18 protein-coding genes, 1 tRNA gene and 1 pseudogene are annotated in these 21,913 nt (G+C 63.3%); 4 read left to right on the forward strand and 16 right to left on the reverse strand.

The window, feature by feature from the left end:
• Positions 1-13 precede the first annotated feature (13 nt).
• The 14 genes and pseudogenes from ACZ5AC_RS01470 to ACZ5AC_RS01535 form a co-directional block, all read right to left on the reverse strand.
• Positions 14-814, reverse strand: a complete 801-nt coding sequence (locus ACZ5AC_RS01470) for a HesA/MoeB/ThiF family protein (protein ID WP_464249192.1) — start codon at positions 812-814, stop codon at positions 14-16.
• Positions 811-2,076 carry a nickel-dependent malate racemase, LarAH5 family gene (gene larAH5, locus ACZ5AC_RS01475; RefSeq protein ID WP_464249193.1) on the reverse strand — a complete coding sequence of 422 codons (1,266 nt, stop codon included), beginning with the start codon at positions 2,074-2,076 and terminating at the stop codon, positions 811-813. The genes ACZ5AC_RS01470 and larAH5 overlap by 4 nt, the downstream gene beginning before the upstream one ends.
• Before the next feature lie 4 nt (positions 2,077-2,080).
• A complete protein-coding gene (locus ACZ5AC_RS01480; RefSeq protein WP_464249194.1) occupies positions 2,081-2,308 on the reverse strand; it encodes a MoaD/ThiS family protein in 228 nt (75 codons plus the stop codon).
• A 20-nt stretch (positions 2,309-2,328) separates the two neighbouring features.
• Positions 2,329-4,188: an aldehyde ferredoxin oxidoreductase family protein gene (locus ACZ5AC_RS01485; protein WP_464249195.1), complete on the reverse strand. Its 1,860-nt coding sequence runs from the start codon at positions 4,186-4,188 to the stop codon at positions 2,329-2,331.
• A gap of 65 nt (positions 4,189-4,253) precedes the next feature.
• A complete protein-coding gene (locus ACZ5AC_RS01490; RefSeq protein ID WP_464249196.1) occupies positions 4,254-5,558 on the reverse strand; it encodes a TRAP transporter large permease in 1,305 nt (434 codons plus the stop codon).
• A 2-nt stretch (positions 5,559-5,560) separates the two neighbouring features.
• On the reverse strand, positions 5,561-6,028 hold the full coding sequence (locus tag ACZ5AC_RS01495) for a TRAP transporter small permease (protein WP_464250588.1): 468 nt from the start codon (positions 6,026-6,028) through the stop codon (positions 5,561-5,563).
• A gap of 89 nt (positions 6,029-6,117) precedes the next feature.
• Positions 6,118-7,113 carry a TRAP transporter substrate-binding protein gene (locus ACZ5AC_RS01500; protein WP_464249197.1) on the reverse strand — a complete coding sequence of 332 codons (996 nt, stop codon included), beginning with the start codon at positions 7,111-7,113 and terminating at the stop codon, positions 6,118-6,120.
• 177 nt (positions 7,114-7,290) lie between these two features.
• Entirely contained in the window at positions 7,291-8,151 is an 861-nt protein-coding gene (locus ACZ5AC_RS01505) for an NAD(P)-dependent oxidoreductase (protein ID WP_464249198.1), read from the reverse strand.
• Positions 8,152-8,602: 451 nt separating this feature from the next.
• On the reverse strand, positions 8,603-10,063 hold the full coding sequence (locus tag ACZ5AC_RS01510) for an NAD-dependent succinate-semialdehyde dehydrogenase (protein WP_464249199.1): 1,461 nt from the start codon (positions 10,061-10,063) through the stop codon (positions 8,603-8,605).
• A 378-nt stretch (positions 10,064-10,441) separates the two neighbouring features.
• A complete protein-coding gene (locus tag ACZ5AC_RS01515) occupies positions 10,442-10,600 on the reverse strand; it encodes a helix-turn-helix domain-containing protein (RefSeq protein ID WP_464249200.1) in 159 nt (52 codons plus the stop codon).
• Positions 10,601-10,608: 8 nt separating this feature from the next.
• Positions 10,609-11,844, reverse strand: coding sequence for a sigma-54 interaction domain-containing protein (locus ACZ5AC_RS01520; protein WP_464249201.1), 1,236 nt, complete (start codon positions 11,842-11,844; stop codon positions 10,609-10,611).
• A gap of 332 nt (positions 11,845-12,176) precedes the next feature.
• Positions 12,177-13,088, reverse strand: coding sequence for a (2S)-3-sulfopropanediol dehydratase activating enzyme (gene hpsH, locus ACZ5AC_RS01525; protein WP_464249202.1), 912 nt, complete (start codon positions 13,086-13,088; stop codon positions 12,177-12,179).
• 49 nt (positions 13,089-13,137) lie between these two features.
• Positions 13,138-15,033 (reverse strand): annotated as a pseudogene (hpsG, locus tag ACZ5AC_RS01530) ((2S)-3-sulfopropanediol dehydratase); the annotation flags it as partial.
• Positions 15,034-15,306: 273 nt separating this feature from the next.
• A tRNA-Pro gene (locus ACZ5AC_RS01535) sits at positions 15,307-15,383 on the reverse strand.
• Positions 15,384-15,554: 171 nt separating this feature from the next.
• Here ACZ5AC_RS01535 and ACZ5AC_RS01540 point away from each other — a divergent pair.
• From ACZ5AC_RS01540 to ACZ5AC_RS01550, 3 genes are all read left to right on the forward strand, one after another.
• A complete protein-coding gene (locus ACZ5AC_RS01540) occupies positions 15,555-17,018 on the forward strand; it encodes an HD domain-containing phosphohydrolase (RefSeq protein ID WP_464249203.1) in 1,464 nt (487 codons plus the stop codon).
• Between the two features lie 88 nt (positions 17,019-17,106).
• Positions 17,107-17,958, forward strand: coding sequence for a pseudouridine synthase (locus ACZ5AC_RS01545; RefSeq protein ID WP_464249204.1), 852 nt, complete (start codon positions 17,107-17,109; stop codon positions 17,956-17,958).
• A gap of 13 nt (positions 17,959-17,971) precedes the next feature.
• Positions 17,972-18,391 carry a DUF1499 domain-containing protein gene (locus ACZ5AC_RS01550; protein ID WP_464249205.1) on the forward strand — a complete coding sequence of 140 codons (420 nt, stop codon included), beginning with the start codon at positions 17,972-17,974 and terminating at the stop codon, positions 18,389-18,391.
• A gap of 38 nt (positions 18,392-18,429) precedes the next feature.
• Here the strand turns inward: ACZ5AC_RS01550 and ftsY are convergent, their stop codons facing one another.
• Both ftsY and ACZ5AC_RS01560 read right to left on the reverse strand, forming a co-directional pair.
• Entirely contained in the window at positions 18,430-20,052 is a 1,623-nt protein-coding gene (gene ftsY / locus ACZ5AC_RS01555) for a signal recognition particle-docking protein FtsY (RefSeq protein ID WP_464249206.1), read from the reverse strand.
• A gap of 36 nt (positions 20,053-20,088) precedes the next feature.
• The gene (locus ACZ5AC_RS01560) at positions 20,089-20,721 is read right to left on the reverse strand and encodes a Smr/MutS family protein (protein ID WP_464249207.1); all 633 of its coding nucleotides are present in this window, start codon (positions 20,719-20,721) and stop codon (positions 20,089-20,091) included.
• A gap of 226 nt (positions 20,722-20,947) precedes the next feature.
• On the opposite strand from ACZ5AC_RS01560, the gene ACZ5AC_RS01565 reads away from it, so the two are divergent.
• Positions 20,948-21,913: a response regulator transcription factor gene (locus tag ACZ5AC_RS01565; protein WP_464249208.1), complete on the forward strand. Its 966-nt coding sequence runs from the start codon at positions 20,948-20,950 to the stop codon at positions 21,911-21,913.

Here is a 21,913-nt window from a genome sequence, read left to right on the forward strand (position 1 = left end):
AACTGGGCAGGGGTCAGATCGTAAAGTCCAGCCCCGTCTGGAGGCTGACGGTGGAGAAGCGCATTTCGGCCAGATCGGCGATCAGCAGGCTGCCACGAAGGGCCGGGATGCGCCCGATCAGAATGCGGATGGCCTCGGTGGCCTGTAGAGCGGCGGCGAAACCGACCGCCGGGCTCGGTATGCCCTGGGTCAGCTCGCATCCATTTTTGTCGTTCATGAATTCGGCCAATCCAGTTTCGCCTGGCCAGGTGGTGCTGATCAGCGCCGTCCAACCGGCAATGCCGGCCGAGATGACGGGCACCTTCGCTGCGGACGCCGTGGCCTGCAGTTCGCGACGATGGGCCGCGCCACCCAGGCAATCGATCACGGCATCCACCGCCGGGAGCGGTTCGTCCTGAAAGCGCGCCTCCATGGGCACCACCCGGATCAGAGAGTTGATCTCCGCGGCCCGATCCTTGGCCGCTTCCACCTTGGGCCGGCCCATGGTCCCGGTCGCGGCCAGCAACTGCCTGTTGGCGTTGTGCATCTCGATTCTGTCCGGGTCGCAGGCCAGGATGGTCCCTACGCCGGCCCGGACCAGATATTCCAGCACGTGCCCACCCAGCCCTCCGCAACCAACGAGAAGAACCCGCGATCTGGCAAGCCGGGCCTGATCCGCAGGCGGTATGGTCGAAGCGTTTCGCCTGTAGCGTTCGGGCATTTCTCCTTTTTCGATGGCCGACGCCACCTCCTGCGGGACCGTCCGGCCCGATGCTGCGGCCCGGTCCAAAAAGAAGAGGTCGTCGTGGTAGGAGAGGGGAATGTCGGCGTTCATCGCGCCGGCCTGTAGAAATAGGTCGTGTTTGCGCTCGGGACCACGGCGATGCGCGGCTTTCTTTCGGGCGGGAATTCCCCGAGCCAGCGGTCCAGGGTGGCCTGGGCATCCCCCTTGCTCAAGTGGCACTCCGCCAGAGACTTCTCGTCCATGTCCGAATCGACCACCACCGCGAAGCGCGTCAGGGTCCTGCTGAACAGGAACGCCTTGTGCGCACCCATGCGGAATCCCAGTTCCTCGAATTCGCGCATTTGCTCCTCGGGACTGCCAAACTGGCGGACGTAGTTCAGGTAGTGGTCGTCGCCCACGCCCTGAGGGCAGGCTGCAAGAAGCAGAATTCTGCCGCCCTCGGCCGCGCACTGGGAGGCCAGGTTCAGCCCCTTCTGGGCTTGGTAGAGGCAGATGTCCTTGGGATCGCCGCCGCAGGAAGCGACGACGATGTCAAAGGGTTCCTCCAGGGGCAGCCCGTAGACCTTCTCGGAGAAGGACGCCCCGGCCTCGAGCACAGCCACAGGTTCTCCGGCCAGCAGGGCCACGGCCTTCTTGGCCGGGTTGAGGCTTACGTTGATGGCCAGATCGATGCCGATCATCCGCCCGGCCTCGTTGATGTCCAGGCGTGTGGGGTTGTCCAGGATGTTCCCTACCCGGGCCTCGGGGTTCGACATGAGGCTGTGGTTGTGCTGGATCAGCGCCTTCGATGCACAGCCGATGGCCACGCCCTTGGCTCCTCCGGTCATGCCCTGGAACTGGTGAGGGTCGATCATGCCGATGACGAGTTTCAGCTCGGCTTCGCCGTAGGCGGCGTTGATCTCCACGGGTGTGCCACGGCTCGTGATGCCGAAACTCGTCATGGGGGAAGCCAGGGCGTCGTGGGACACGACGGTGCAGCCGCGCAGGTCATCCGGGAGGATGCGCGCCAACTGGGCCGCGTCGGGGGCGGGATGCAGGCCGCCTCCGACGACGATGCGCACGCTTGCCGGGTCCAGGTCCGGCCAGATGCGAAAGAGGCGGTCCAGCAGGACGGGCAGGAGGATCTTCAGGGGCGCGGGCCTGGTCTCGTCCGGCACCGCGATGGCGACGCTGGCCGGCCTGGGCCGGTCCTCCAGCCTGGGCGCACCGATGGGATGGTCCAGGGCGTCGTCGAGGGCGCGGCCCATATCCTCGAGGATAGGCAGATCCCGCGGCTGCATGACGGTGACGTCGGCATCGTCGGGGAGTTCCAGGGTCCTGTATACTGATCCGTACTTGAGCGATATGTTCACGTTCCTAGCCTCCGCAGATGTAGGGACAAAGAGAGACGGACGCATTGTCCTGCAGCCGTGTTTTCAGGGTTGCCATCTGACCGTTGACGATGACGAACATGACGAGGTCCTCGGGTATGCCCAGGTGGCGGATGAGCTCCTCCACGGTCGGCGTGCCGGGGATCTCGTACGCGTCGGCATTTTCCGGCGCGTACTTCGCGAGGATGGCTTCCAGGGTCAGGCTGATGCGCATGCGTCCGTCCATCCTCAACGCTAGCCCAGCCAGTCAAGGCTCAGGTTGTACAGGGCTCCCGCGCGGGGAATCCCGTTCTCATCCCAGTTCATCATGGCGTAGTACATGTCGACGGCGCCCTGAAATTCGGCCGGGTCGATGGTTGTGCCCTTGAGGGGGCCTTCGGGCAGGGGCTCGAACATGCGGCGGAACAGCCTGTCGTCCTTGCGGTCCATGCCCTCCCGCACGTTGAACATGCGCGCCAGGACCATGGAGCGTTCGGCCACGATCATGAGCTCGTGCAGGCTCGTGGACCAGCCGGTCACGGCCTGGATGACCTCGCAGAGCTTGGTGTAGGTCAGGGCGAAGAGGGGGGCGACGACGAAGTTGCAGATGCCCAGGGTGTTGTTCAGGGCCCAGGTCTTTTCGCCGGCGATGAAGTAGCGAACCTTGTCGGGGCCGTTGTCCAGGGGCTTGGGCGGAGTGATGATGCCCAGGGGGTTGACCAGCTTCACGCCTTCGCCCTGGAAGGGCACCTCGTGGGGAGCCTCGATGTGGTCCGCGCCGGTGGGGGAGAGGGCGAAGCCCAGGCCCACGCCGGTCTTGCCGCGCGGGTCGTGGAAGGCCGGCTCCTGCCCTTTGACGTGGAAGGCGTACTCCTCGGAGCCCTTGCCGATCATTTCCGCGGCGCGCTTCACGCCTTCGGCCAGCACGTCGCCGATGCCCTCGCGCCGGGCAATCTTGTCGAGAAGTTCCAGCATCCCCGCGCCGTCGCCGAAGGTGATGGCCCTGCCTCCCATGTCTTCGGGGGCGAGAATGCCCCTTTCGGCCAGTTCCATGGCGAAAGCCACGGCCGCCCCGGCCCCGACGGTGTCCAGGCCCATGGCGTTGCAGATCTCGTGGCCGCGGCACACGGCGTCCAGGTCGCCCACGCCGCACATTGAGCCCAGGGCGGCCAGGGTCTCGTACTCGGGCCCGCCGTAGCGCTTCTCGCCAACGTTTTTGACCCTGCGCTTGCAGGCCACGGTGCACTTGTAGCAGGTGTGGTTGCCGTCGAAGACCTTTTCGTAGCCCTCCCAGCCGAGCTTGGCCGCATCCTCGAACTGACAGTCCTTCCAGTTGCGCGTGGGCAGGATGCCGGAGTTCTGCTGGGCCATCATGTGCTGGACAGTGCCGAACTTGCGCATGCCGACATTGGGCATGTGCTCGCCGATGCGCTTGCGGTGCCAGAGGTTCAGCTCCTTGAAGGCCTCGGGGTTGGCCAGCTTCAGGCTGCCTTCCTCGCCGCGCACGATGACGGCCTTGAGGTTCTTGGAGCCCATGACCGCGCCCATGCCGCTGCGGCCGTTGGCGTGGGCCAGTTCGTTGATGATGCAGGCCAGACGGCTCATCTTCTCCCCGGCGGGGCCGATGGAAGCGATGCGGATCTTCTTGTCGCCGAGCTCTTCGCGCACGGCGTCAAGGAAAGGCGCGTTCTCCATGCCCCAGAACGATCCCGCGTCGCGAATTTCGACCTGCCCCCTGTTGACCCAAAGGTACACGGGCCTGGGCGATCTGCCCCGGAAAACCACGGCGTCGTAGCCGGCGAGCTTCATTTCCGGACCGAAGTATCCGGCAGCCTCGGACTCGCCAAACCCGCCCGTCAAGGGGTTCATGGCCGCCACGGTGTAGCGGTTGAAGCCGGACATGCCGCAGCCGCACAGGACGGAGGCCGCGAAGACCAGGACGTTGTCCGGCCCGAGGGGATCTGCCTTCTTGGGGATGAACTTGTGCATGTACCAGCTGGCCATGGCGCCGCCACCCCAGTAGGTGCGGTACCAGGCCGCGTCGTGCTCATCGATTGACCACGTGCCGGACTTCAGGTCCACCACCAGGATTTTTCCGTTATATCCGAAAGGCATACTCGTTCTCCTTATCCTTATATTGAATTGATGCCTGGCGGCGAACCGCCGCCAGGCAGGTTTTCCTAGTTGCCCATGCCCAGGGCCTTCGGCAGGAAGGTCACGACCTCCGGCACGAAGGTGAAGAGCAGAATCGCCACGAGCAGGGCGAAGAGGTAGGGCAGCACCCCGAGGGAGATGCGCTCGACCGAGACCTGCGATATTCGTGACGCGACGAAGAGGTTCACGCCCAGTGGCGGGGTGAGCAGGGCCATCTCATTGGTGACCACCAGGATGATGCCGAAATGGATCGGGTCGATGCCGACCATGTTGAGCATGGGCATGAGCACCGGGACCAGGATGATGATCGTCGAGAGGGTCTCCATGAACATGCCGAGGATGATCAGCACGCCGATGATCAGGAGCAGGATGACGTACGGGTCGCTCGAAATGTTCAGAACGGCGGCGGCCAGCTGCTGGGGCGCTTCCTCGTAGGTCATGATCTTGCCGAAGAGGGTCGAGGTGCCGACGATGATGAGCACGGCCCCGCACAGCATTCCGCCCTCCAGGAGCGCCTTGTAGATGTGGATCGGCCGGATGGCCCGGTTGATGACGATGCCGACGAAGAGGGCGTAGGCCACGGCCAGGACGGCGGCTTCGACGGTGGTGCAGAGGCCCGAGTAGATCGATCCGAGGATGACGACCGGGGTGATGAGGGAAAAGAATCCCTTGCGGCAGCTGCGCAGGAATGTCGGCAGATGGAACGGGGGCGTGTTTTCGTCCCCGCGAAAGCCGTGTTTGCGGGCGATGAGCCACGCGGTGGTCGTCATCGCGAAGCAGACCACGAACCCCGGAACGAAGCCGGCCGTGAACATGGCCGTGACCGAGACGTTGGCCAGGATCGAATAGATGATCATGGGGTTGCTCGGCGGGATGAGGATGCCGATGGTGCCGCCGGAAGAGGCCACGGAGGCCGCGTATTCCTTGCTGTATCCGCTGCGGATCATGGCAGGCACCAGGATCGTGCCGACCGCGGCAACCGTGCCCGGGCCGGAACCCGAGATGGCCGCGAAAAACGTGCAGGCCAGGATGGTCGTCACGCCGAGGCCGCCGTGCATGCGGCCCACGAGCTGTTTGACCACGTCCACGATCTGGTTCGTGATGTTCCCGTGCTCCATGATTGTCCCGGCGATGACGAAGCAGGGAATGGCCAGGAGCGGAAAGATGTTCAGCCCGTCGAAAATCGAGTTGTGGATCACGGACATCGGGAGGTAGCCGCCGAAGTGCAGGGCCACCACCGAGGACACGGCCAGGCTCATGAAAATGGGCATCCCGAGCAGAAAGAGGGCGCCAAGGGAGATCAGGACCATTGCCATTACTGAGATTTCCATAGCTATTTCCCCACCATTTCGAATTCTTCCTGCACCAGTTCAAGCAAAGTCCCCTTTTTGTAGCGGACGATGTATCCCTCGACGATCCTCAGGCTCATGAGCACGAAGCCGAAGGGGATGATCATCTCCACGTACGCGCGCACGATCTTCAATGTCGGGGATAGCTCAGGGAAGTCCAGGCCTCCGCTGATGACAACCCAGCTCTCCCAGGCGATGTAGATGTTCAGGGCGGCCCAGAGCATGTCCGTGATAAACCTGAAAACGAGCCGGTATTTCGGCGGCATGAGCAGGTACTGGGCGGTGATGCGGACGTGGGCGCAATGTTTGGCCACGAGAGGGGCGGCCGCGAAGACCGTCCAGAGAAAGGCGTAGCGGCTGAGTTCCTCGGTCCACGGCAGGCCATGGCCGCCGATCCAGCGGGCTCCGACCTGGAGCATGAGGCAGGCAACCATGACGCCGACACACGTCACGCTCAAGATTTCCTCAAAATGATCATACAGCTTGCGAATTAGTGACGTTGTTTGGTTCGACATGGCTGCCAGCCTCCTTATAGTCCGTGTTACTTCATGAGGGATACGGCTTCGTCGATCATGGCCTTGCCGCCAACCTGAGCCTCGAACTGGGGCCATACGGTGCGGGCCTTTTCCTGCCACACGGGCTCGTCGGTCAGCTCCGTGACCACCATGCCCTTGTCCACGCACTGCTTCTTGGCCACGGCGTCCTGTTCGGCGGCCCACTTCCATTCGTACTGAGCGGCTTCCTTGGCGGCCTTGTCCACGAGGGCCTTGGTGTCGGCGTCGAGCTTGGCGTACCAGCCTTCGCTGACCAGCATGGGGCCGACCCAGAGCATGTAGTGCAGTTCGGTGATGTGGTTCTGCACTTCCCAGAACTTCTGGTCGCGGTTGACGGTATGCGGGTTTTCCTGGCCGTCGATGACGCCCTGCTGCAGTGCGTTAAAGGTTTCGGACCAAGCCAGGGGGTGCGGTTCCACGCCCCAGGACTTGAAGGCTTCGAGCTGGACGGCGACAGGGGGGACGCGGATCTTCAGGCCCTGCAGATCGTCGATCTTGGCGATGGGTTTCTTGGAGTTCGTGATGTGACGGTATCCGCCGATGAGCCAGGACAGGGGGCGGGTGCCGCTCTGCTCGACGACCTTGTCGCCGACTTTCTTGGTGAATTCATCATGGCCCAGCAGCGCGTAGGCCGCGTCGATCTTGGGGAACATGTAAGGCAGGTAGAAGATGTTGGCCTGGGAGGCGAAGGGGGTCAGGTTACCCACGGCCAGGACGGCGAGATGGATTTCCTGGTTGCGAAGCTGGCGGACATTGGATTGCTCGTCACCCATGGAGCCGCCGTAAAAAGTCTGGACCGTGATCTGCCCTCCGGATTCCTTTTCGACGATCTCCTTGAACTTGTTGATCGCCGTGGTGTGCAGGCTGCCTTCGGGGTTGGCCGTGGCAGCCCTGATGGTCATTTTCTTGTACTCGGCGGCGGAAGCCGTCGCTACGCTGAACAGAAAAACCAGGGCCGTGATGGCGTACAGAACTCGTCTCATGCGGTCTCTCCTCTGATCTCTGGCTGGGTTATATCTCCGCCTGCAAGGGATATCCATGCAGACCAATCACCGTATCGGAAGGATATGGGAAGCGGGCAAACCCGCTTTCCCCGGGACTCAATGAAAGGCGTTTCTCACCGCGTAATCTCGAAAACCCTCGAACTTGAGAAAGAACGGTTACTTGCCGACGACCTTTGCGACCGCGTTGCAGTCTTCCTTGCCGTAGCCTTCGGCGCTGGCGTTTTTGTAATAGACCAGAGCGGCTTCCATGGCCTTGAGGTCCAGTTCCCAGGCGCGGGCCATCTCCAGGCCCAGGCGCACGTCCTTCAGGGCCAGATCCAGTCCGAAGCGCGGGGCGTAGTCGTCGGCTGCGATCCACGGGCCGCGGACATCCATCTGGAAGCTGCGTGCGCCGGTGTCGGAAAGGAGTTCCAGGAGCAGCGTACGGTCCATGCCCGCCTTGTCGCCGACCTTGATGCCTTCGGCCAGTACGGCCAGATTGGTCATGCCGATCATGTTGGAAATGAGTTTGACGGCACAGGAGGCGTCCACGGAGCCGACATAGTTGGGGAGGCCGATGACTTTGAAGAGGTCGGTGTTGGCGTCGTAGAGGGCCTTGTCGCCGCCGATGAACATGGGTTCCTCGGCTTTTTCGGCATGGGCCGGCGTCTTGCCAAGAGTGCACTGGAGGTAGCCGAGACCGAGAGCTTCGGCGGCGGTGCGCAGTTCGTTGGCCGTACCGGGGTCGATGGTTGACAGTTCGATATGCAGGGCGCTCTTGCGCATCTTGGCATAGAGTCCGCCATCGCCCAGGACGACGCCCTTGATGTGCTGCGGCAGCGGCAGGCTTGTGAAGACGATGTCGCAGGAGGCCAGATCATCCACCTTTGCCGCCGCCCCGCCGGTGGTGCCGACGGCGAGGGTGCGCTTTACGGCCTCCTCGCTGAGGTCGAATACGAGTACATCCTTGCCGGCGCGAATCAGGTTGCGGGCCAGGGGGCCTCCCATGAGTCCTACTCCGATGAATCCGATCTGCATGTCTGCCTCCGTTGAAGTATTATTTTGGAATATTCAGGAAAATGAAGATGTTTGGCGCAAGCTGTTTTCTGTTGTGCACATGTATGGGCATGGTGAGCAAGGAGTGTTCCAAGAGGTCGGTCGAGCTACTTGAAATGGTATGTACTCAATCTACAGGACATTTTTGTTGATTGCGAGATCAGTGAAAAAGATGGCTGCTGCCCGGATGCGGGCATTGTATCTGGCTGTTCGGGCAATGAATGGGCGGATTCGGGCAAAATGGACTTGTCGTCGGACCGAGGCTGGAGTGGCGGGAATCGATGCTGGCGAACTTGTCGGCATCGAAGACGGGGTGTGTGCCTGATTTGTTGCGCGGCGGGCGAAAAGACGGCCCCGTGAAAGCCTGCACCTTCGGGGCCGTTTATTCCGCAAAGCCATGAGAGGGGATTTGAAGTAAACTGATGGTGATGGTTCAGCGCTTGTCCAGCCCTCCCAAGAGGATGTATTTGGTCTCCATATATTCATCCAATCCCTGCCTGCCGCCCTCACGGCCTATGCCGCTGTCCTTCATCCCGCCGAAGGGAACTTCGCCCGAGGCGAGAGCGACCTCGTTGGCGCCGACGAGACCGTACTCGAGTGCGTTGCTGACCCTCCACATCTGGCCCAGATCGCGGGTGAAGACATAGCTGGCCAGACCGTATGGCGTGTCGTTGGCGAGTTCCACGGCCTCATCTTCCGTGGAGAAGCGCACGACAGGCGCGATGGGGCCGAATATTTCCTCCTGGAAGAGACGCATGTCTCTGGTCACGCCGGTGACGATGGTCGGTTCGAAGAAATTGCCGCCCAGCGCAGACGGCTTGCCGCCGCAGACGATGGTCGCACCCTTGGCCACGGCGTCATCGAGGAGCGTCCGCATGAAGGCGAAAGCCTTGGCGTCGATGAGAGGACCCTGAGACACGCCGGGCTTGGTGCCGTCTCCAAGGACGATCTTGCCGGCTTCTGCCTTGAGGCGCTCCACGAAGGCGTCGTGCACGGCGTCTTCCACCAGAAAGCGGTTGGCGCAGATGCAGGTCTGGCCGGCATTGCGGAACTTGCATCCAATGGCGCTCAGAGCGGCATGTTCCAAATCCGCCTGCTTGAAAACGATGAAGGGAGCGTTCCCGCCAAGTTCAAGCGAAAGCTTCTTCATGGTCGAGGCGCATTGGGCCATGAGCGTCTTGCCGACCGGAGTGGAGCCTGTGAAACTCAGTGCCCGGATGGTCGAACTCTGGCACAGGGCATTGCCGATTTCTCTCGCGTCGCCGGTCACGACCGAGAAGACTCCTGTAGGGAAGCCCGCACGTTCCGCCAAAACCCCGAGAGCCAGTGCCGACAGGGGGGTTGCAGAAGCGGGTTTGACGATGACAGGACATCCGGCCGCCAGGGCGGGAGCCGCTTTTCTGGTGATCATCGAATTCGGGAAATTCCAGGGGGTGATGGCTGCCGACACGCCAATGGGCTGGCGGATGGCCAGGGGCTGTTTTCCGGCCCAGGGGGAGGGGATGATCTCGCCGTAGGCCCTGCGGCCCTCTTCCGCGAACCAGTCGATGTATGTGGTTCCGAGGATGATCTCACCCTTGGATTCGGCCAGCGGCTTGCCTTGCTCCAGGGTCAGGATCAGGGCGAGGTCGTCGATGTTCGCGTGAATGAGGTCATGCCATTTGTGGAGGATGGCGCCGCGTGCCTTGGCCGTCATGGCGGCCCATCCTTTGGACGCTTTGTCCGCGGCGGCAATGGCGCGCTCCGTCTCGGCTTTTCCGCAGTTTGGCACTCTGCAGATTTCGGCGCCGGTTGTCTTGTTCAGAACCGCGAACGTTTCGCCGCTGTCCGATCGGGACCAGGCGCCCCCGATCAGGCATGACGAACAAAGAAGTGATGAGTCTTTGAGTTGCATGGATTGGACTCCCTGACATGCTGAAATTATTGGTAAAGATAGTTGCTTCCACACCGCAGTGACGACAATGCGTATCAAGGGAACAGCAAAAATTGCGCCTGACGGGCCTGCCATCCAATTATTTTTTATCTTTCTGAAATTATGGGTAAAAATGATATCGTTGGGTCTGGGCTGGAATCATCTGTGTCAAATACGGCATAATGCATGCCTGGTTTTGTTCGATTGCGGGCAACATGTTCGCAGCCGGGTAACGGAATCGCGAGTGTGACGGGGGGCGCGCCAAACTCCGCGCGATTGCGAAGACAGGTCAGAGCGCGGTGGTTGTGCGTGGGGAGGTGCGGGGACGAAATTCCCGATCGGGGGTGCGGCGGCTGGCAGTCAGTTTGTATGTTCCCCGGTTTTTATCGCCGTCTCCTCGCTTTCCTTGAGCTTGCGGAAGATGGTGCTGCGGTTGATGCCCAAGCGTTTGGAGACTTCGTTCACGGAACCGAACCGGTCGAGGGCGCGGCGCAGGATGCCGCCTTCGAGTTGCTGCATGATTTCCTTCAGGGTCCGCCCGTCGATATCCACATCCGCCAGCGTCCCTTCGCAGTCGCAATCCCTGGGGGGGCCTTGCAGGCGAAGGGGAGGTCTTCGGTCCCGATGATGTCCTTGCGGCTGGTGACCACCAAACCCTGGATCAGGTTTTCGAGTTCGCGCACGTTGCCGGGCCAGGCGTAGCGCAGCAGGGCCTCGTCAGCTTCGGGACTGAGCATCATCGTTCGTTTGAACTTGGCGCAGAAAAAGTCGAGGAAGCCGTGGGCCATGGGCAGAATGTCCGCCCGCCGTTCGCGCAGGGGGGGCAGTTTGAGCACGGCCACCTTGAGGCGGTAATAGAGGTCGCTGCGGAATCTGCCGACGCGAACCTCCTGTTCGAGGTCCCTGTTGGTAGCGGCGATGATGCGCACGTCGACTTTGGTGGAAGAGGTGGCGCCCACGCGCATGACCTCTCGGTCCTGCAGCAGGCGGAGCAGGCGCGATTGCATCGGCAGCGGGAGTTCGCCGATTTCGTCGAGGAACAGGGTGCCTCCGGCCGCGGCTTCGATGAGGCCGATTTTTCCTTGCTTGTTGGCTCCGGAGAATGTGCCGCCGGTGTAACCGAAAAGCACGGTCTCGATCAGGCTCTCGGGGATGCTTGAACAGTCGGCCTTGATGTAGGGCTTCTCGGACCGAATGCTCATGGCGTGGACGTGACGGGCGATGACGTCCTTCCCGACGCCGGTCTCGCCGACGAGCAGCACCGTGGCGTCGGTTTCCGCGATGTTGTCGATCTGTTCGTAGAGCCTGCGCATGACCGGGCTGTTCACGACGAGAGGGTACTTCCCTGCGTACTCCCGGTCGGACAGGTTCATCTTCTGGTAGGTGTCGAGCAGTTCCTTCTGGACGGCCAGCTTGCGCTTGAGGTCCGCCAGCGTCGTAACGTCGCGGATGAAGGTGATGACGAAGGCCACCTCGCCGGCGTCGTTGAAGATGGGGGTGCCTTCGAGGATCAGCTTGCGGCCGTTGGCGTTCTGGATGCTGGAATGGCTTTTCCGGGTTCTGACCACCTCGGGGTTGATGACGATGTCGAAGAGACCGTGCTTCGTCATCTCGACGGCGGATTTGCCCAGCAGGGACTCCTTGGAAATGCCGGTCAGTTCGGTGTGCTTGGCGTTGAGGTAGACCACGATGCCCTCGTGGTCCGTGATGCACACGGCGTCCTTGAAACTGTCGAGGAATTGTTGGAAAAATTTGGTAAACATGGATTGGTGCTGCGAAAAGAAATTCTGTGAAAAAATGCAACCTCTTCCCAACGCCGTGACTCTGTCAAGGCGATATCTCGGGTTGCCATGATGCTGGGGGCGCCGGCGCGGTTGTGGCCTGTCCGGTCTGAGGATGCCCGACGGGCGACGGGACGCCGCCCGGCTGCTCATGCCCGACTGCTTCGGCGGGAAGGTCACGACCGCCGGGACGAAGGCGAAGAACAGGACGGCCGCGAGCAGGCCGAAGAGGTAGAGCGGCACGCCGATGGCGATGCGCTCAGCCGGAGGGGCCGCGTCCAGCTCCATGGACGGGAGACGGGGCGCTGCCTGGCTCAGCGGACGGCTGCGATGGCCTTGAGCAGAGGCATTATGGACGGGTCGAGATTGGCGTTGCCCATGGGGAAGGGGCGCTTCAGGAATTGGTACTTGGGCTGGCCCATGCGGTGGTACGGGAGAAGCTCGTAGGTCAGGCGGTCGCGCTTGGGGAGGAATGCGACAATGGCCCGGATGTCGTCCTGGGTGTCGTTGAACCCGGGGATGACCGGGGTGCGCACCAGGATGCGCAGGTCGGGGCAGGCGCGGCAAACCTGCTCGAAGTTTTCGAGGATGAGTTCGTTGCCGACGCCTGTGCCGCTTCGGTGTTTCTCTGTCGACATGGACTTGATGTCGTAGATGAGGGTGTCGAGGAGGCCGCAGGCTTCGATCAGGTCGTCCGGGGAGCAGTGGCCGCAGGTTTCCATGACGGTGTTGATACGCCTGCGTTTGGCCTCGCGAAGCAGGGCCAGGGCGAATTCCGGCTGGAACATGGCTTCGCCGCCGCTCAGGGTCATGCCCCCGCCTGAACGGGCGTAAAAGGCCCCGTCCTGTTCGACGGTCCGCAACACCTCGTCGACGTCCACAGACCGGCCGTAGACGTTCAACGCGCCGCTGGGACAGCCCTCGGCGCAGGACGGGTTTTCCCGGCAGATTGCGCAGTCCACGCAGTCCAGGTCCAGAAGACCTTCGATTTCCACGATACGCGAATCGGGACAGTTGCCCAGGCATCTGCCGCATACGGCCGGAGTCAGGCACTTGGTCATGTTGTAGGCAAGCTCGGGCCAGAGGTGCTGGGATTCGGGGTTGCTGCACCAGGCGCATTTCAGTGGGCAGCCCTTGAGAAAAACCATGGTGCGGATGCCCGCCCCGTCGTGCACGCTGTATTTCTGGATATTGAAAACGTAGCCGCGTCTGTCCTTGTCGTTCATGTCATTCCTGCTCAAAGGGAAAGGGCGGGATGGCCCCGCCCTTTCCCGGTTACATGCCGTCGTGTTCGGTACGTTCGATGATGTCGTTCTGCAGATCGCGGGAAAGGTCGCAGAAGTACGCGCTGTAACCTGCGATACGGACCAGAAGGGACCGGTAGCTGTCCGGATTCTTCTGGGCGGCCAGCAGTGTCTCGCGATTCACGATGTTGAACTGCAGGTGCCACAGTTTCAGGTCGCACCAGGTGCGGATCATGTTCATGACCTTGCGCGTGCCATCCTCGCCGGCCACGCACTTGGGCGAGAGCTTGATGTTCAGCAAGCGCGAGGCGCGATTGGTCAGTCCGTAGTTCTTGGTGTGGTAGTTGGACATGAGCACGGCCGTGGGACCGTTTTTGTCGGCGCCGTGGGACGCGGAGGAACCGTCGGACAGCGCGGTCCAGGCCAGGCGCCCGTTCGGGGTGGCGGAAACGACCTTGCCGAAAGGCACATGCGAGGTGATGGGCACATAGCGCACATCGACGTGAATGCCGCGCTCCTCGGAGCAGCGCTTCGCCTCGACCTGCGTGAACCGGTCGATATCCTTGGCGATGGCGTCGGCATAGGGGTCGTTGTTGCCGTAGCAGGGGGCGTTACGGAGCATCTCGCGCACCGGGGCGTGTCCTTCGAAGTTGGCCTTCAGGGCTTCGACGACTTCGCCCATGGTCAACTTCCTGTCCTCGAAGACCAGTTTCTTGATGGCTGCCAGGGAATCCACGATCGTGCCGTAACCCAGGAACTCGAAATAGGAGTAGTCGACGCCGCCTTCGATCTTGTACTCGTGCAGGTCCTGCAGGTTGTTCATGCACAAGTCGTGCATGACCGAGGAGAAGGGGGCCGCGAAGTGCATGGGGCGGACGCGGTCGACCACATACTGCTGCTGGAAGGCCTTGCGCAGCAGGTTCATATGCTGGGCCTTGTAGGCTTCGTAAAATTCCTCCCAGGTTTGCATGGCGCAGGGATCACCCGTCTGCAGGCCGATGAGCTCATCGCCGTAGTGCTGCATACGGCCATTGTATACGAGCATTTCCAGAGCTGAGGCGAAGTTGATGTACACGCATCCGGAAGTGTAGGTGTCGCGGTTGGGCATGCGCGCCTCGGTGCAACCCGAGACGGCGTAGTCCAGGGCGTCACGCATGGGGGCACCCTTGATCGCGTAGAGCGGAACGACCTCCTCGTCGTTGATCAGCTTGGGGAAACCGGATCCGTCCTTCACGGTCAGGGCGACCTCGTACAGGAAGCGATCGGGGGTGCGGCTGTGGATGCGTGCGGCCAGGTCGGGATAGTTCAGAGGAAAGTCGCGCTTGGATTCGAGGAAGAGGTAGGACAGATCGTTGGTGGCGTCCTCGCCGTCCGGGGTCTGGCCGCCGATGGTCACAGCCTCCCAGTGGGCGTAGCCTTCCTGGAACTCGTTGCCCGTAGGGTTGATGTACAGGTCGATGAACTGGGCCATGTCGACCCACATGCACTCGAGCAGTTCGCGCGCCTCGTCGCGGGTGATGGCCCCGCTTTTGATGTCCGCTTCGTAGAAGGGGAAGAGGTACTGGTCCATGCGGCCGTTGGAAATGATGGCGCTGGCCTTTTGCTCGATGCGCGAGAACATCTGCACGAACCATTGGCACTGCATGGCTTCACGGAAGTTGCGGGCGGGGTGGGCGGGTACGCGGGAGCAGATCTCGGCGATGCGCAGCAACTCGGCCTTGCGCTTGAGGTCCGGTTCCTCCGCGGCAAGCTGCCGGGCCAGGGTCACATGTCGGCCCGCCCATATCATGACCGCGTCGCAGACGATGATCATGGCCTCCAGGAAGGGCTTCTTGTCCCACATGTCCCGGGAGTTGGTCATGTCGAGGGCTGCCAGCTTCTCACTGGCCTCGTGCTGCAGGCCTAGAAAGCCGCGCCGGAGGACCTTTCAGACATCAGGGCATTCGAAAGATGGGTAATCGAGGGGCGTTAGACAGGTCCGGGTTTGATCGATTTTTACGGGAGATGTTGCGGCCGATTTGGCGCACGAACGAGTTGGGGGGGGCGGCTGTTGTCTGCGCCAAATAGCGCGCGAATCTGCGCCAAACGCCGCGCGCGCTTACAGCATTGGGGGACTTTCGAGAGGTGGGGGATATGGTGGGGGAAGGTTTTTGAAAAGAAGAAAGGAGCTAGGTTTTTATGCCTAACTCCTTGAAATGTCTGGTCGGGATGAGAGGATTTGAACCTCCGGTCTCTGCGTCCCGAACGCAGCGCTCTACCAGACTGAGCCACATCCCGAATGAGGAAATGGCATCTACCTAAGATGATTTTCCTTGGCAAGGATTATTTTCGATCTTCCATCGTGTTGTCAGCTAGTTGATTTTCAAATACGAAAACCGTGTAATCCAACGTCAAAGGCTTTGGTGCGGTCGCTTTCCCCGGGAGCGGTCGTGTCGAAGAGGTGGGAAGATGACTTCTTCGTTTCACGTGCTGGTGGTGGACGACGAGCCTGCCCTGAGGGAAATCTGCGAGGAGGCCCTCGGAGGGGCGGGGTATCGCGTCACTCTGGCCGCCAACGGGCAGGAAGCCCTGGCCAAGGCCTGCGAGCGCTGTTTCGATCTGGTCATCAGCGATCTGCGCATGCCCGCCATGAACGGCCAGGATCTCCTCACCCAGATTCGGCAGCGCAACATCGACTCGGACTTCCTGGTCATCACCGGCTATGGCACCACCGAGACGGCAGTGGACCTCATGAAGAACGGCGCGGCCGACTACATCGCCAAGCCCTTCGACATCAAGCACCTGTTGCTGCGCGTGCGCTCGGTCATGGAGCAGCGTCGGCTGCGCAAGGAGCAGGAGAAACTTTCGGCCGTGGTGCGCATGCTGGGTCTGAGCAAGCGCCTGGGCAGCCAGCTCAACCATCTGGCCGTGGTCGAGGAGTTCCTGAGCCACCTGCGCGAGAATTTCTCGCCCGACGCCATCTGCCTGCTCATGCCGGAGATGATGGAGCAGAAGCCCTGCCGCATCCAGGGGCGGCTCCTGGAGTCGAGCGAGCTGCTGCGCGTCTTCGTGACGAAGCTGTGCGACAAGATCATGCGCCACGGCCGCTCCTACCTGTTGGACCAGTTCACCCTGCGGCAATCCTCCTTCAATACCGCATTTTTCCCGCAGGGCTTCCCGTATTCCGTCATGGCCGTGCCCCTGGACCTGCCGCACAAGCGGGTCGGCGTCATCGCGCTGGTGCGCGACGAGAAAAACGCCCTGTACCGCGAGCAGGACCTCCAGCTTCTGGGAGTCTTCGCCTCGCACACGGCCTCGGCGCTGCAGAACTCGCACCTCTATTCGCGCCTGCGAACCATGAACCAGGACGTGATCCGCTCCTTCGCCCAGGCCGTGGAGGTCAAGGACTACTACACCCGCGGGCACTCCGAACGCGTGGCCGAATACGCCTGCCGGCTGGCGCGGGCGCTGGGCCTCGGGACCAAGGAGATCGATCTCCTGAATATGGCCGGCATGCTCCATGACGTCGGCAAGATCGGCATTCCCGACCACATCCTGAACAAGCCGGGCGCCCTGACCGAAAACGAGTACGAGATCATGAAACGCCACAGCTTCATGGGCCGCGAAATCCTCGGGCAGGTGGAGGCCATGAAGGATATCACGGACCTCATCTACCACCACCACGAGCGTTTGGACGGCCAGGGTTACCCCGACGGCCTGTCCGGCGACGAGATCCCCTTCCTGGCCCGCATCATCTGCCTGGCCGACAGCTACGAGGCCATGACCTCCAATCGCGCCTACCGGCAGGCCCTGCCCATGGACAAGGTCATGTACGCCCTGGAGCGCGGGGCCGGCACGCAGTGGGACCGGGAACTGACCGTGGCCTGGATGTCCATCGTGGAGCGGGAGAAGCCCGGCTACCATCAGCAATGACCCTGCCGCCGCACGCCCAAGGGCCGGCGGCGGGCCTGCCGTGCCTTTCGGCCGGTCACGGCGCGGTTCCTGGTCGCCTCCCGCGCACATGAGCACGTTTCCGCACCCCGCACATCTTCCCCCCGAGCGGCTGGACAAGGTCCTGGCCGTCCATCTCGGGCTTGGGATCAGGCGCTGCCGGGCCCTGATCGAAGCCGGTCTGGTCCTGGTCGACGGCAGGCCGCTGGCCAAGGGCGGGCTGGTGCGGCCCGGCCAGCTCGTCAGCGTGGCGGAACCGGCGGACGCGGGGCACGACGTCTGTGACATCGCCGGCGTCGGGATCGTTTTCAGCGCCATGGGGTTTGCGGCCATCTCCAAGCCCGCCGGAGTGCACACCGTGGCCGGGCGCGGCGGGAGCAGCCTCGAAGGGTGCCTGCCGGGGCTGGGCCTGTCCGGGTGGCGGCTCCTCAACCGTCTCGATCAGCTGACCGGCGGGCTGGTCCTGGCAGCCGCCGGGGAGCGGGAGGCCGCCCTGTACAAGGGGTGGCAGGAGGCAGGGCTGGTGCGCAAGTGGTACCTGGCCCTGGCCCATGGCGGCGTGGGGGAGCTTGAACTGGCGGGGCTGATCCTGGACGACAAGCGCCGCGTGGTGCGCGTCACCGGGCAGGAGGACGAAGCCCTGCGCCGCACGCTGGTCCGCCCGGTGCGCGACGTGGAGGGGAACACCCTGGTCTTGGCGCATATCCTCAAGGGGCGACGGCACCAGATCCGCGCCCACCTGGCCCATGCCGGGCATCCCCTCGTGGGCGACCCCGTCTACGGCGCGGGCGAGCCCGGCGGCCTTTTCCTGCATCACTGGAGGCTGGACATGCCGGGTTTCACGGCGGAACTGCCGCCGGAGTGGGAATTTGTCGATGTCCGCGCCGTCGAGTCTGTCCGTCTGTCCTTTCCTGTACCCTGACCCAGGAGGAAGCATGTCCCGGATTGCCCCGTTTCTTGCCCTTGCGGTCTGTCTGAGCCTCGCGTCCTGCGCCACGGCCGGCCCGTCGGATTCGGGCGGCGGCAGGCTGCGCGCCTGTCCCGGTTCGCCCAACTGCGTGAACTCCGAAGAAGGGAGCGCCCCGCCCTTGCCCGTGATCGGCGAAGACGGCTGGGCGAGGCTGCGCGAGGTGATCGTCTCGCTCGGCGGAAGCGTCGAGAGGGAGGAGGACGGGTACCTGCACGCCACCTTCCGTTCCCGATTCTTCGGTTTCGTTGACGATCTGGAATGCCGCAGGGACGGAGACGTGGTTCAGATCCGCTCGGCTTCGCGCACGGGCTGGTGGGACCTGGGCGTCAACCGGCGGAGGGTGGAGAGCATACGGCGGGCGCTTGGGGAATCGGCGGGGAAGTAGAAGGATGCGGGCGGGACCATGATCCCGCCCGCGTTTTTTCAGTCGAAGAGGGCGCTGGCGAATTCCTGGCCCGAGAAGGGGCGCAGGTCTTCCATCTTCTCGCCCAGGCCCACGAAGCTGATGGGAATCTTGAACTCCAGGGCAATGGCCACGATGATGCCGCCCTTGGCCGTGCCGTCGAGCTTGGTCAGGATAACCTCGTCCACGGGCGAGGCCTGGGAGAAGAGCTTGACCTGGGACAGGGCGTTCTGGCCCGTGGTGGCGTCCAGCACCAGGACGGTGCGGTGGGGCGCGCCTTCGAGCTTCTTGCCCAGGACCCGGTTGATCTTCTTCAGCTCCTCCATGAGGTTGTGCTTGGTCTGCAGGCGTCCGGCCGTGTCCACGAAGACCAGGTCGTAGCCCTCCTTCATGGCGTAATCCACGGCCTCGAAAGCCACGGCCGCCGGGTCGCTGCCGTGGGCCTTGGCGTAGAAGCCGGCGCCGACCCGCTTGGACCAGACCTGCAGCTGCTCGATGGCCGCAGCGCGGAAGGTGTCGCCGGCCGCCACCAGGACCTTGCGGCCCTGCATCTGGGCGCGGTGGGCCAGCTTGGCGATGGTCGTGGTCTTGCCCGCGCCGTTGACGCCGATCATGAGCACCACCTCGGGCGCCTGGGGCACCTTGGGGGCCTTGGGCTCCAGGAAGACCGCGGCCAACTCCTCCTTGAGCAGGGCCTTGAAGTCCGCGGCGTCGCGCCCGCCCGCCTGGCGGACCTTGGGCCGCAGGCGCTTCAGCAGTTCCTGGGTGGCGCTGACGCCCACGTCGGCCATGAGCAGGATCTCCTCCAGCTCCTCCCAGAAGGCGTCGTCGTAGCCCCCGCCCATGGACAGGAGCTGGTCGATGCGCATGGTCAGCTGCTCGCGAGTCTTGCCAAGCCCGGCGGACAGCTTCAGGAAGAGCCGGTTGCGCTCGTCCTCCTCGTCCTCCAGCTCCAGGGCCAGGGCCATGCGGTACTGCAGCTCCGAGCGGAACTCGTCCACATGGTCGTAGTCCATATCCGAAAGCCACGTGTCGAAGCGGGCGATGAAGTCTTCGGCCTCGGCCGACGGCACGTCCAGCTGCGCGAAAAGAAAGCGCAGGCGGTCCCACAGTGCGTCGCCGCGTTTGGTCACGCCGTCCAGGATGTGCGTCATCCAGGTCGAGAGCTTGGGCTCGGCCTCGCCCAGGGCCTGAACCAATGCCTGCTGCCAGGGCTCCAGGGCGGCCTTGGCCGTGGGCTTTTCCTGGAAAAGCATGGCCGGTTCGGCCGGCTCGGCCGGGGCGGGCGCCAGGGGCGCCGGTTCCTTGGGCTCTTCGCCGCCGAAACCGAAAAGCCTGCGCCAGCCGCCTTCCTTGCGCGCGGGCCCGGCGGCCTGCGCCGGTTCTGCGGGTCTTGCGGGCTCTGCGGCCCGAGCCGCTTCAACGGCCGGGACAGCTTCGATGGGCTCCGGGGTTTGGGCCTCGACGACCGGGACAGCCTCGATGGGCTCCGGGGTTTCCTCTTCGAGGCGGGGGGCTTCGGGCGGAGTCCGGACCTCTTCGTGCGCGGTTGCGGCTTCGGGATGTTCCGGCGCCAGGGGGGCCTGCGGCTGTGTTTCGGTCTCGGAGCCCCAGAGTTTCTTGATGCGGGAAAAAAAGCCCATGTTCAGGTCCTTTGGTGATGCATGATGTGATGAAGTTCAGCCGTCCAGATCGACGAAGACCTCTTCCCAGGCGATCTTGCCCCTGTCCTTGCGCACCTGGCGCAGCAGGAGGTAGACGGCGCCGCTGCCGCCGTGCTTGGGCAGGGCGGTGGTGAAGGCCAGCACGACGCGCTTCAGGGGGGCCTGGGTCAGCCAGGCGGTCAGCTCCTGGCGCAGCACGCCCTGGCCCAGGGGGGAGTTGCGGCCGCGCCCCGGGATGAGCAGCACGCAGCGCTTGCCTTCCATGTAGCAGCGCCGCAGAAAGTCAAGGACCGCGAGCTTGGCCTGGTCGGCGTTCATGCCGTGCAGGTCCAGGTGGGCCTGCACGCTGAACTCCCCGCCCTTGAGCTTGCGGAAGATCTTGGGGTCCAGCCCCCGGACCTGTCCGGTGATGAACTCGTGGGTGTAGTCCATCTCGAACTCGATGTTTTCCTCCAGCAGCCGGGCGAAGGTCGGCGGGGGGGCGGGGACCGCCTGGGGCGGAGCCGCCGCCGGAGCCACGTCGCGGCCGCCCTTGTTCAGGGGGACCACGTCGGAGAAGGCGTGCAGGAAGAGCTCGTCCTCGGATTTTTCCCGGGGCCCTTCGGCCGGAGCGGGCGCCGTGGCCGCGGGTTTGCGTCTTTTTTTCATCCTGGCCTTGAGGCCTGGATCTTTTTCCAGCGATTTGAAAGGATTATGCATTTGCGGTGTCCACTGTGGACAGGGGCCATACACCATAACGCGGCCGAGGGCAAAACCCAAGGGCCCGGTCCCGCGCCGGGTCTGTGGACAAGGCGCCCCCGGGTCTGCTACCCGGAGGCGATGGCGGTTCCAGGCATCCGTGCATCCAACCCCCCGTAACGCAAAGGCGCAGCGCATGACCCAGACCATGGAAGACAAGGACAGGTTCACGTTCCTGATCGTGGAGCCGGACGACGACGTCGCGCGGGAAATGAGCGCCGTCCTGGAGCGGCTCGACCTGAAGGCCGACCACGTGCGCGGTCATCTCAAGGCCGTGGCCCTGACCGAGGACGTCGCGTACGACTGCCTGCTCGTGTCCTCCCAGGGGGTGGACATCTCGGGCCTGGAACTCTGCGCCATGGTCCGGGCCCGTGAGGCCAGGCGTTCCCTGACCCCGGCCTACATCATCCTTGTCGGGCCCCAGGGCGACATGCTCCAGGTCTTTTCCAGCCAACACGATGTCGACGATTGCATCGCCGGCCCCTACATGGACCTGGAACTGGAGTGGAAGATGCGTCGCGCCCTGAGGGCCATGGCCCTGTGCCGCAGGTACGGCGCGTCGCGCCTGCTGGACCGGGAGACGGGCCTGCTGACGCCCGAAGGCCTGCGCATCTATCTCGGCGAGGAAGTGAACCGCATCGGCCGCCGGGAGGGCTGGGTATCCATGAGCGTCCTTTCGGTGCCGGGCCTGGCGGACCTGCGCCTGAGCTACGGGGACGGCTGGATGGAGTGGTTCAAGAACGGCATCTGGGCCTCGCTGCGTCGGCAGCTGCGCAACTACGACCGGCTGGCCTCCATGGACAACGGGTTCCTGTGCCTTGTCTCACCGGACCTCGACGAGGAGGGCACGCGCTCCATGCTGGCCCGGCTCGGCGCGGCCATCGGTGAATATCAGTTCCAGGATGATGTCCCGGCCGCGCGCATGACCCTGGCCGCACGGTATCTGTGCGTGCGGGTGCTTGGCGACTACCGGCAGTTCGAACGGACGAGCGACGTGCTGTGGAACTGGGTCTGCGAGAGGATGAACGAACCCGTGCCCGAAGGGGTCATGGGGCATACGGGCGCGGTCGATCTCGAACTGCGCTGCGCCCGGACCCTCTGA

It is taken from the genome of Desulfomicrobium aestuarii (genome assembly GCF_055385525.1).

Excerpts from the sequence above, each read along its gene's own strand:
- ACZ5AC_RS01520 (WP_464249201.1), bottom strand. The coding sequence starts at position 11,844 with ATGTTTACCAAATTTTTCCAACAATTCCTCGACAGTTTCAAGGACGCC.
- hpsH (WP_464249202.1), bottom strand. The coding sequence starts at position 13,088 with ATGAACGACAAGGACAGACGCGGCTACGTTTTCAATATCCAGAAATAC.
- ACZ5AC_RS01545 (WP_464249204.1), top strand. The coding sequence starts at position 17,107 with ATGAGCACGTTTCCGCACCCCGCACATCTTCCCCCCGAGCGGCTGGAC.
- ACZ5AC_RS01505 (WP_464249198.1), bottom strand. The coding sequence starts at position 8,151 with ATGCAGATCGGATTCATCGGAGTAGGACTCATGGGAGGCCCCCTGGCC.
- ACZ5AC_RS01485 (WP_464249195.1), bottom strand. The coding sequence starts at position 4,188 with ATGCCTTTCGGATATAACGGAAAAATCCTGGTGGTGGACCTGAAGTCC.
- ACZ5AC_RS01550 (WP_464249205.1), top strand. The coding sequence starts at position 17,972 with ATGTCCCGGATTGCCCCGTTTCTTGCCCTTGCGGTCTGTCTGAGCCTC.
- ftsY (WP_464249206.1), bottom strand. The coding sequence starts at position 20,052 with ATGGGCTTTTTTTCCCGCATCAAGAAACTCTGGGGCTCCGAGACCGAA.
- ACZ5AC_RS01470 (WP_464249192.1), bottom strand. The coding sequence starts at position 814 with ATGAACGCCGACATTCCCCTCTCCTACCACGACGACCTCTTCTTTTTG.
- ACZ5AC_RS01560 (WP_464249207.1), bottom strand. The coding sequence starts at position 20,721 with ATGAAAAAAAGACGCAAACCCGCGGCCACGGCGCCCGCTCCGGCCGAA.
- ACZ5AC_RS01480 (WP_464249194.1), bottom strand. The coding sequence starts at position 2,308 with ATGCGCATCAGCCTGACCCTGGAAGCCATCCTCGCGAAGTACGCGCCG.
- ACZ5AC_RS01510 (WP_464249199.1), bottom strand. The coding sequence starts at position 10,063 with ATGCAACTCAAAGACTCATCACTTCTTTGTTCGTCATGCCTGATCGGG.
- ACZ5AC_RS01515 (WP_464249200.1), bottom strand. The coding sequence starts at position 10,600 with ATGCAGCAACTCGAAGGCGGCATCCTGCGCCGCGCCCTCGACCGGTTC.
- ACZ5AC_RS01540 (WP_464249203.1), top strand. The coding sequence starts at position 15,555 with ATGACTTCTTCGTTTCACGTGCTGGTGGTGGACGACGAGCCTGCCCTG.
- ACZ5AC_RS01490 (WP_464249196.1), bottom strand. The coding sequence starts at position 5,558 with ATGGAAATCTCAGTAATGGCAATGGTCCTGATCTCCCTTGGCGCCCTC.
- ACZ5AC_RS01565 (WP_464249208.1), top strand. The coding sequence starts at position 20,948 with ATGACCCAGACCATGGAAGACAAGGACAGGTTCACGTTCCTGATCGTG.
- ACZ5AC_RS01500 (WP_464249197.1), bottom strand. The coding sequence starts at position 7,113 with ATGAGACGAGTTCTGTACGCCATCACGGCCCTGGTTTTTCTGTTCAGC.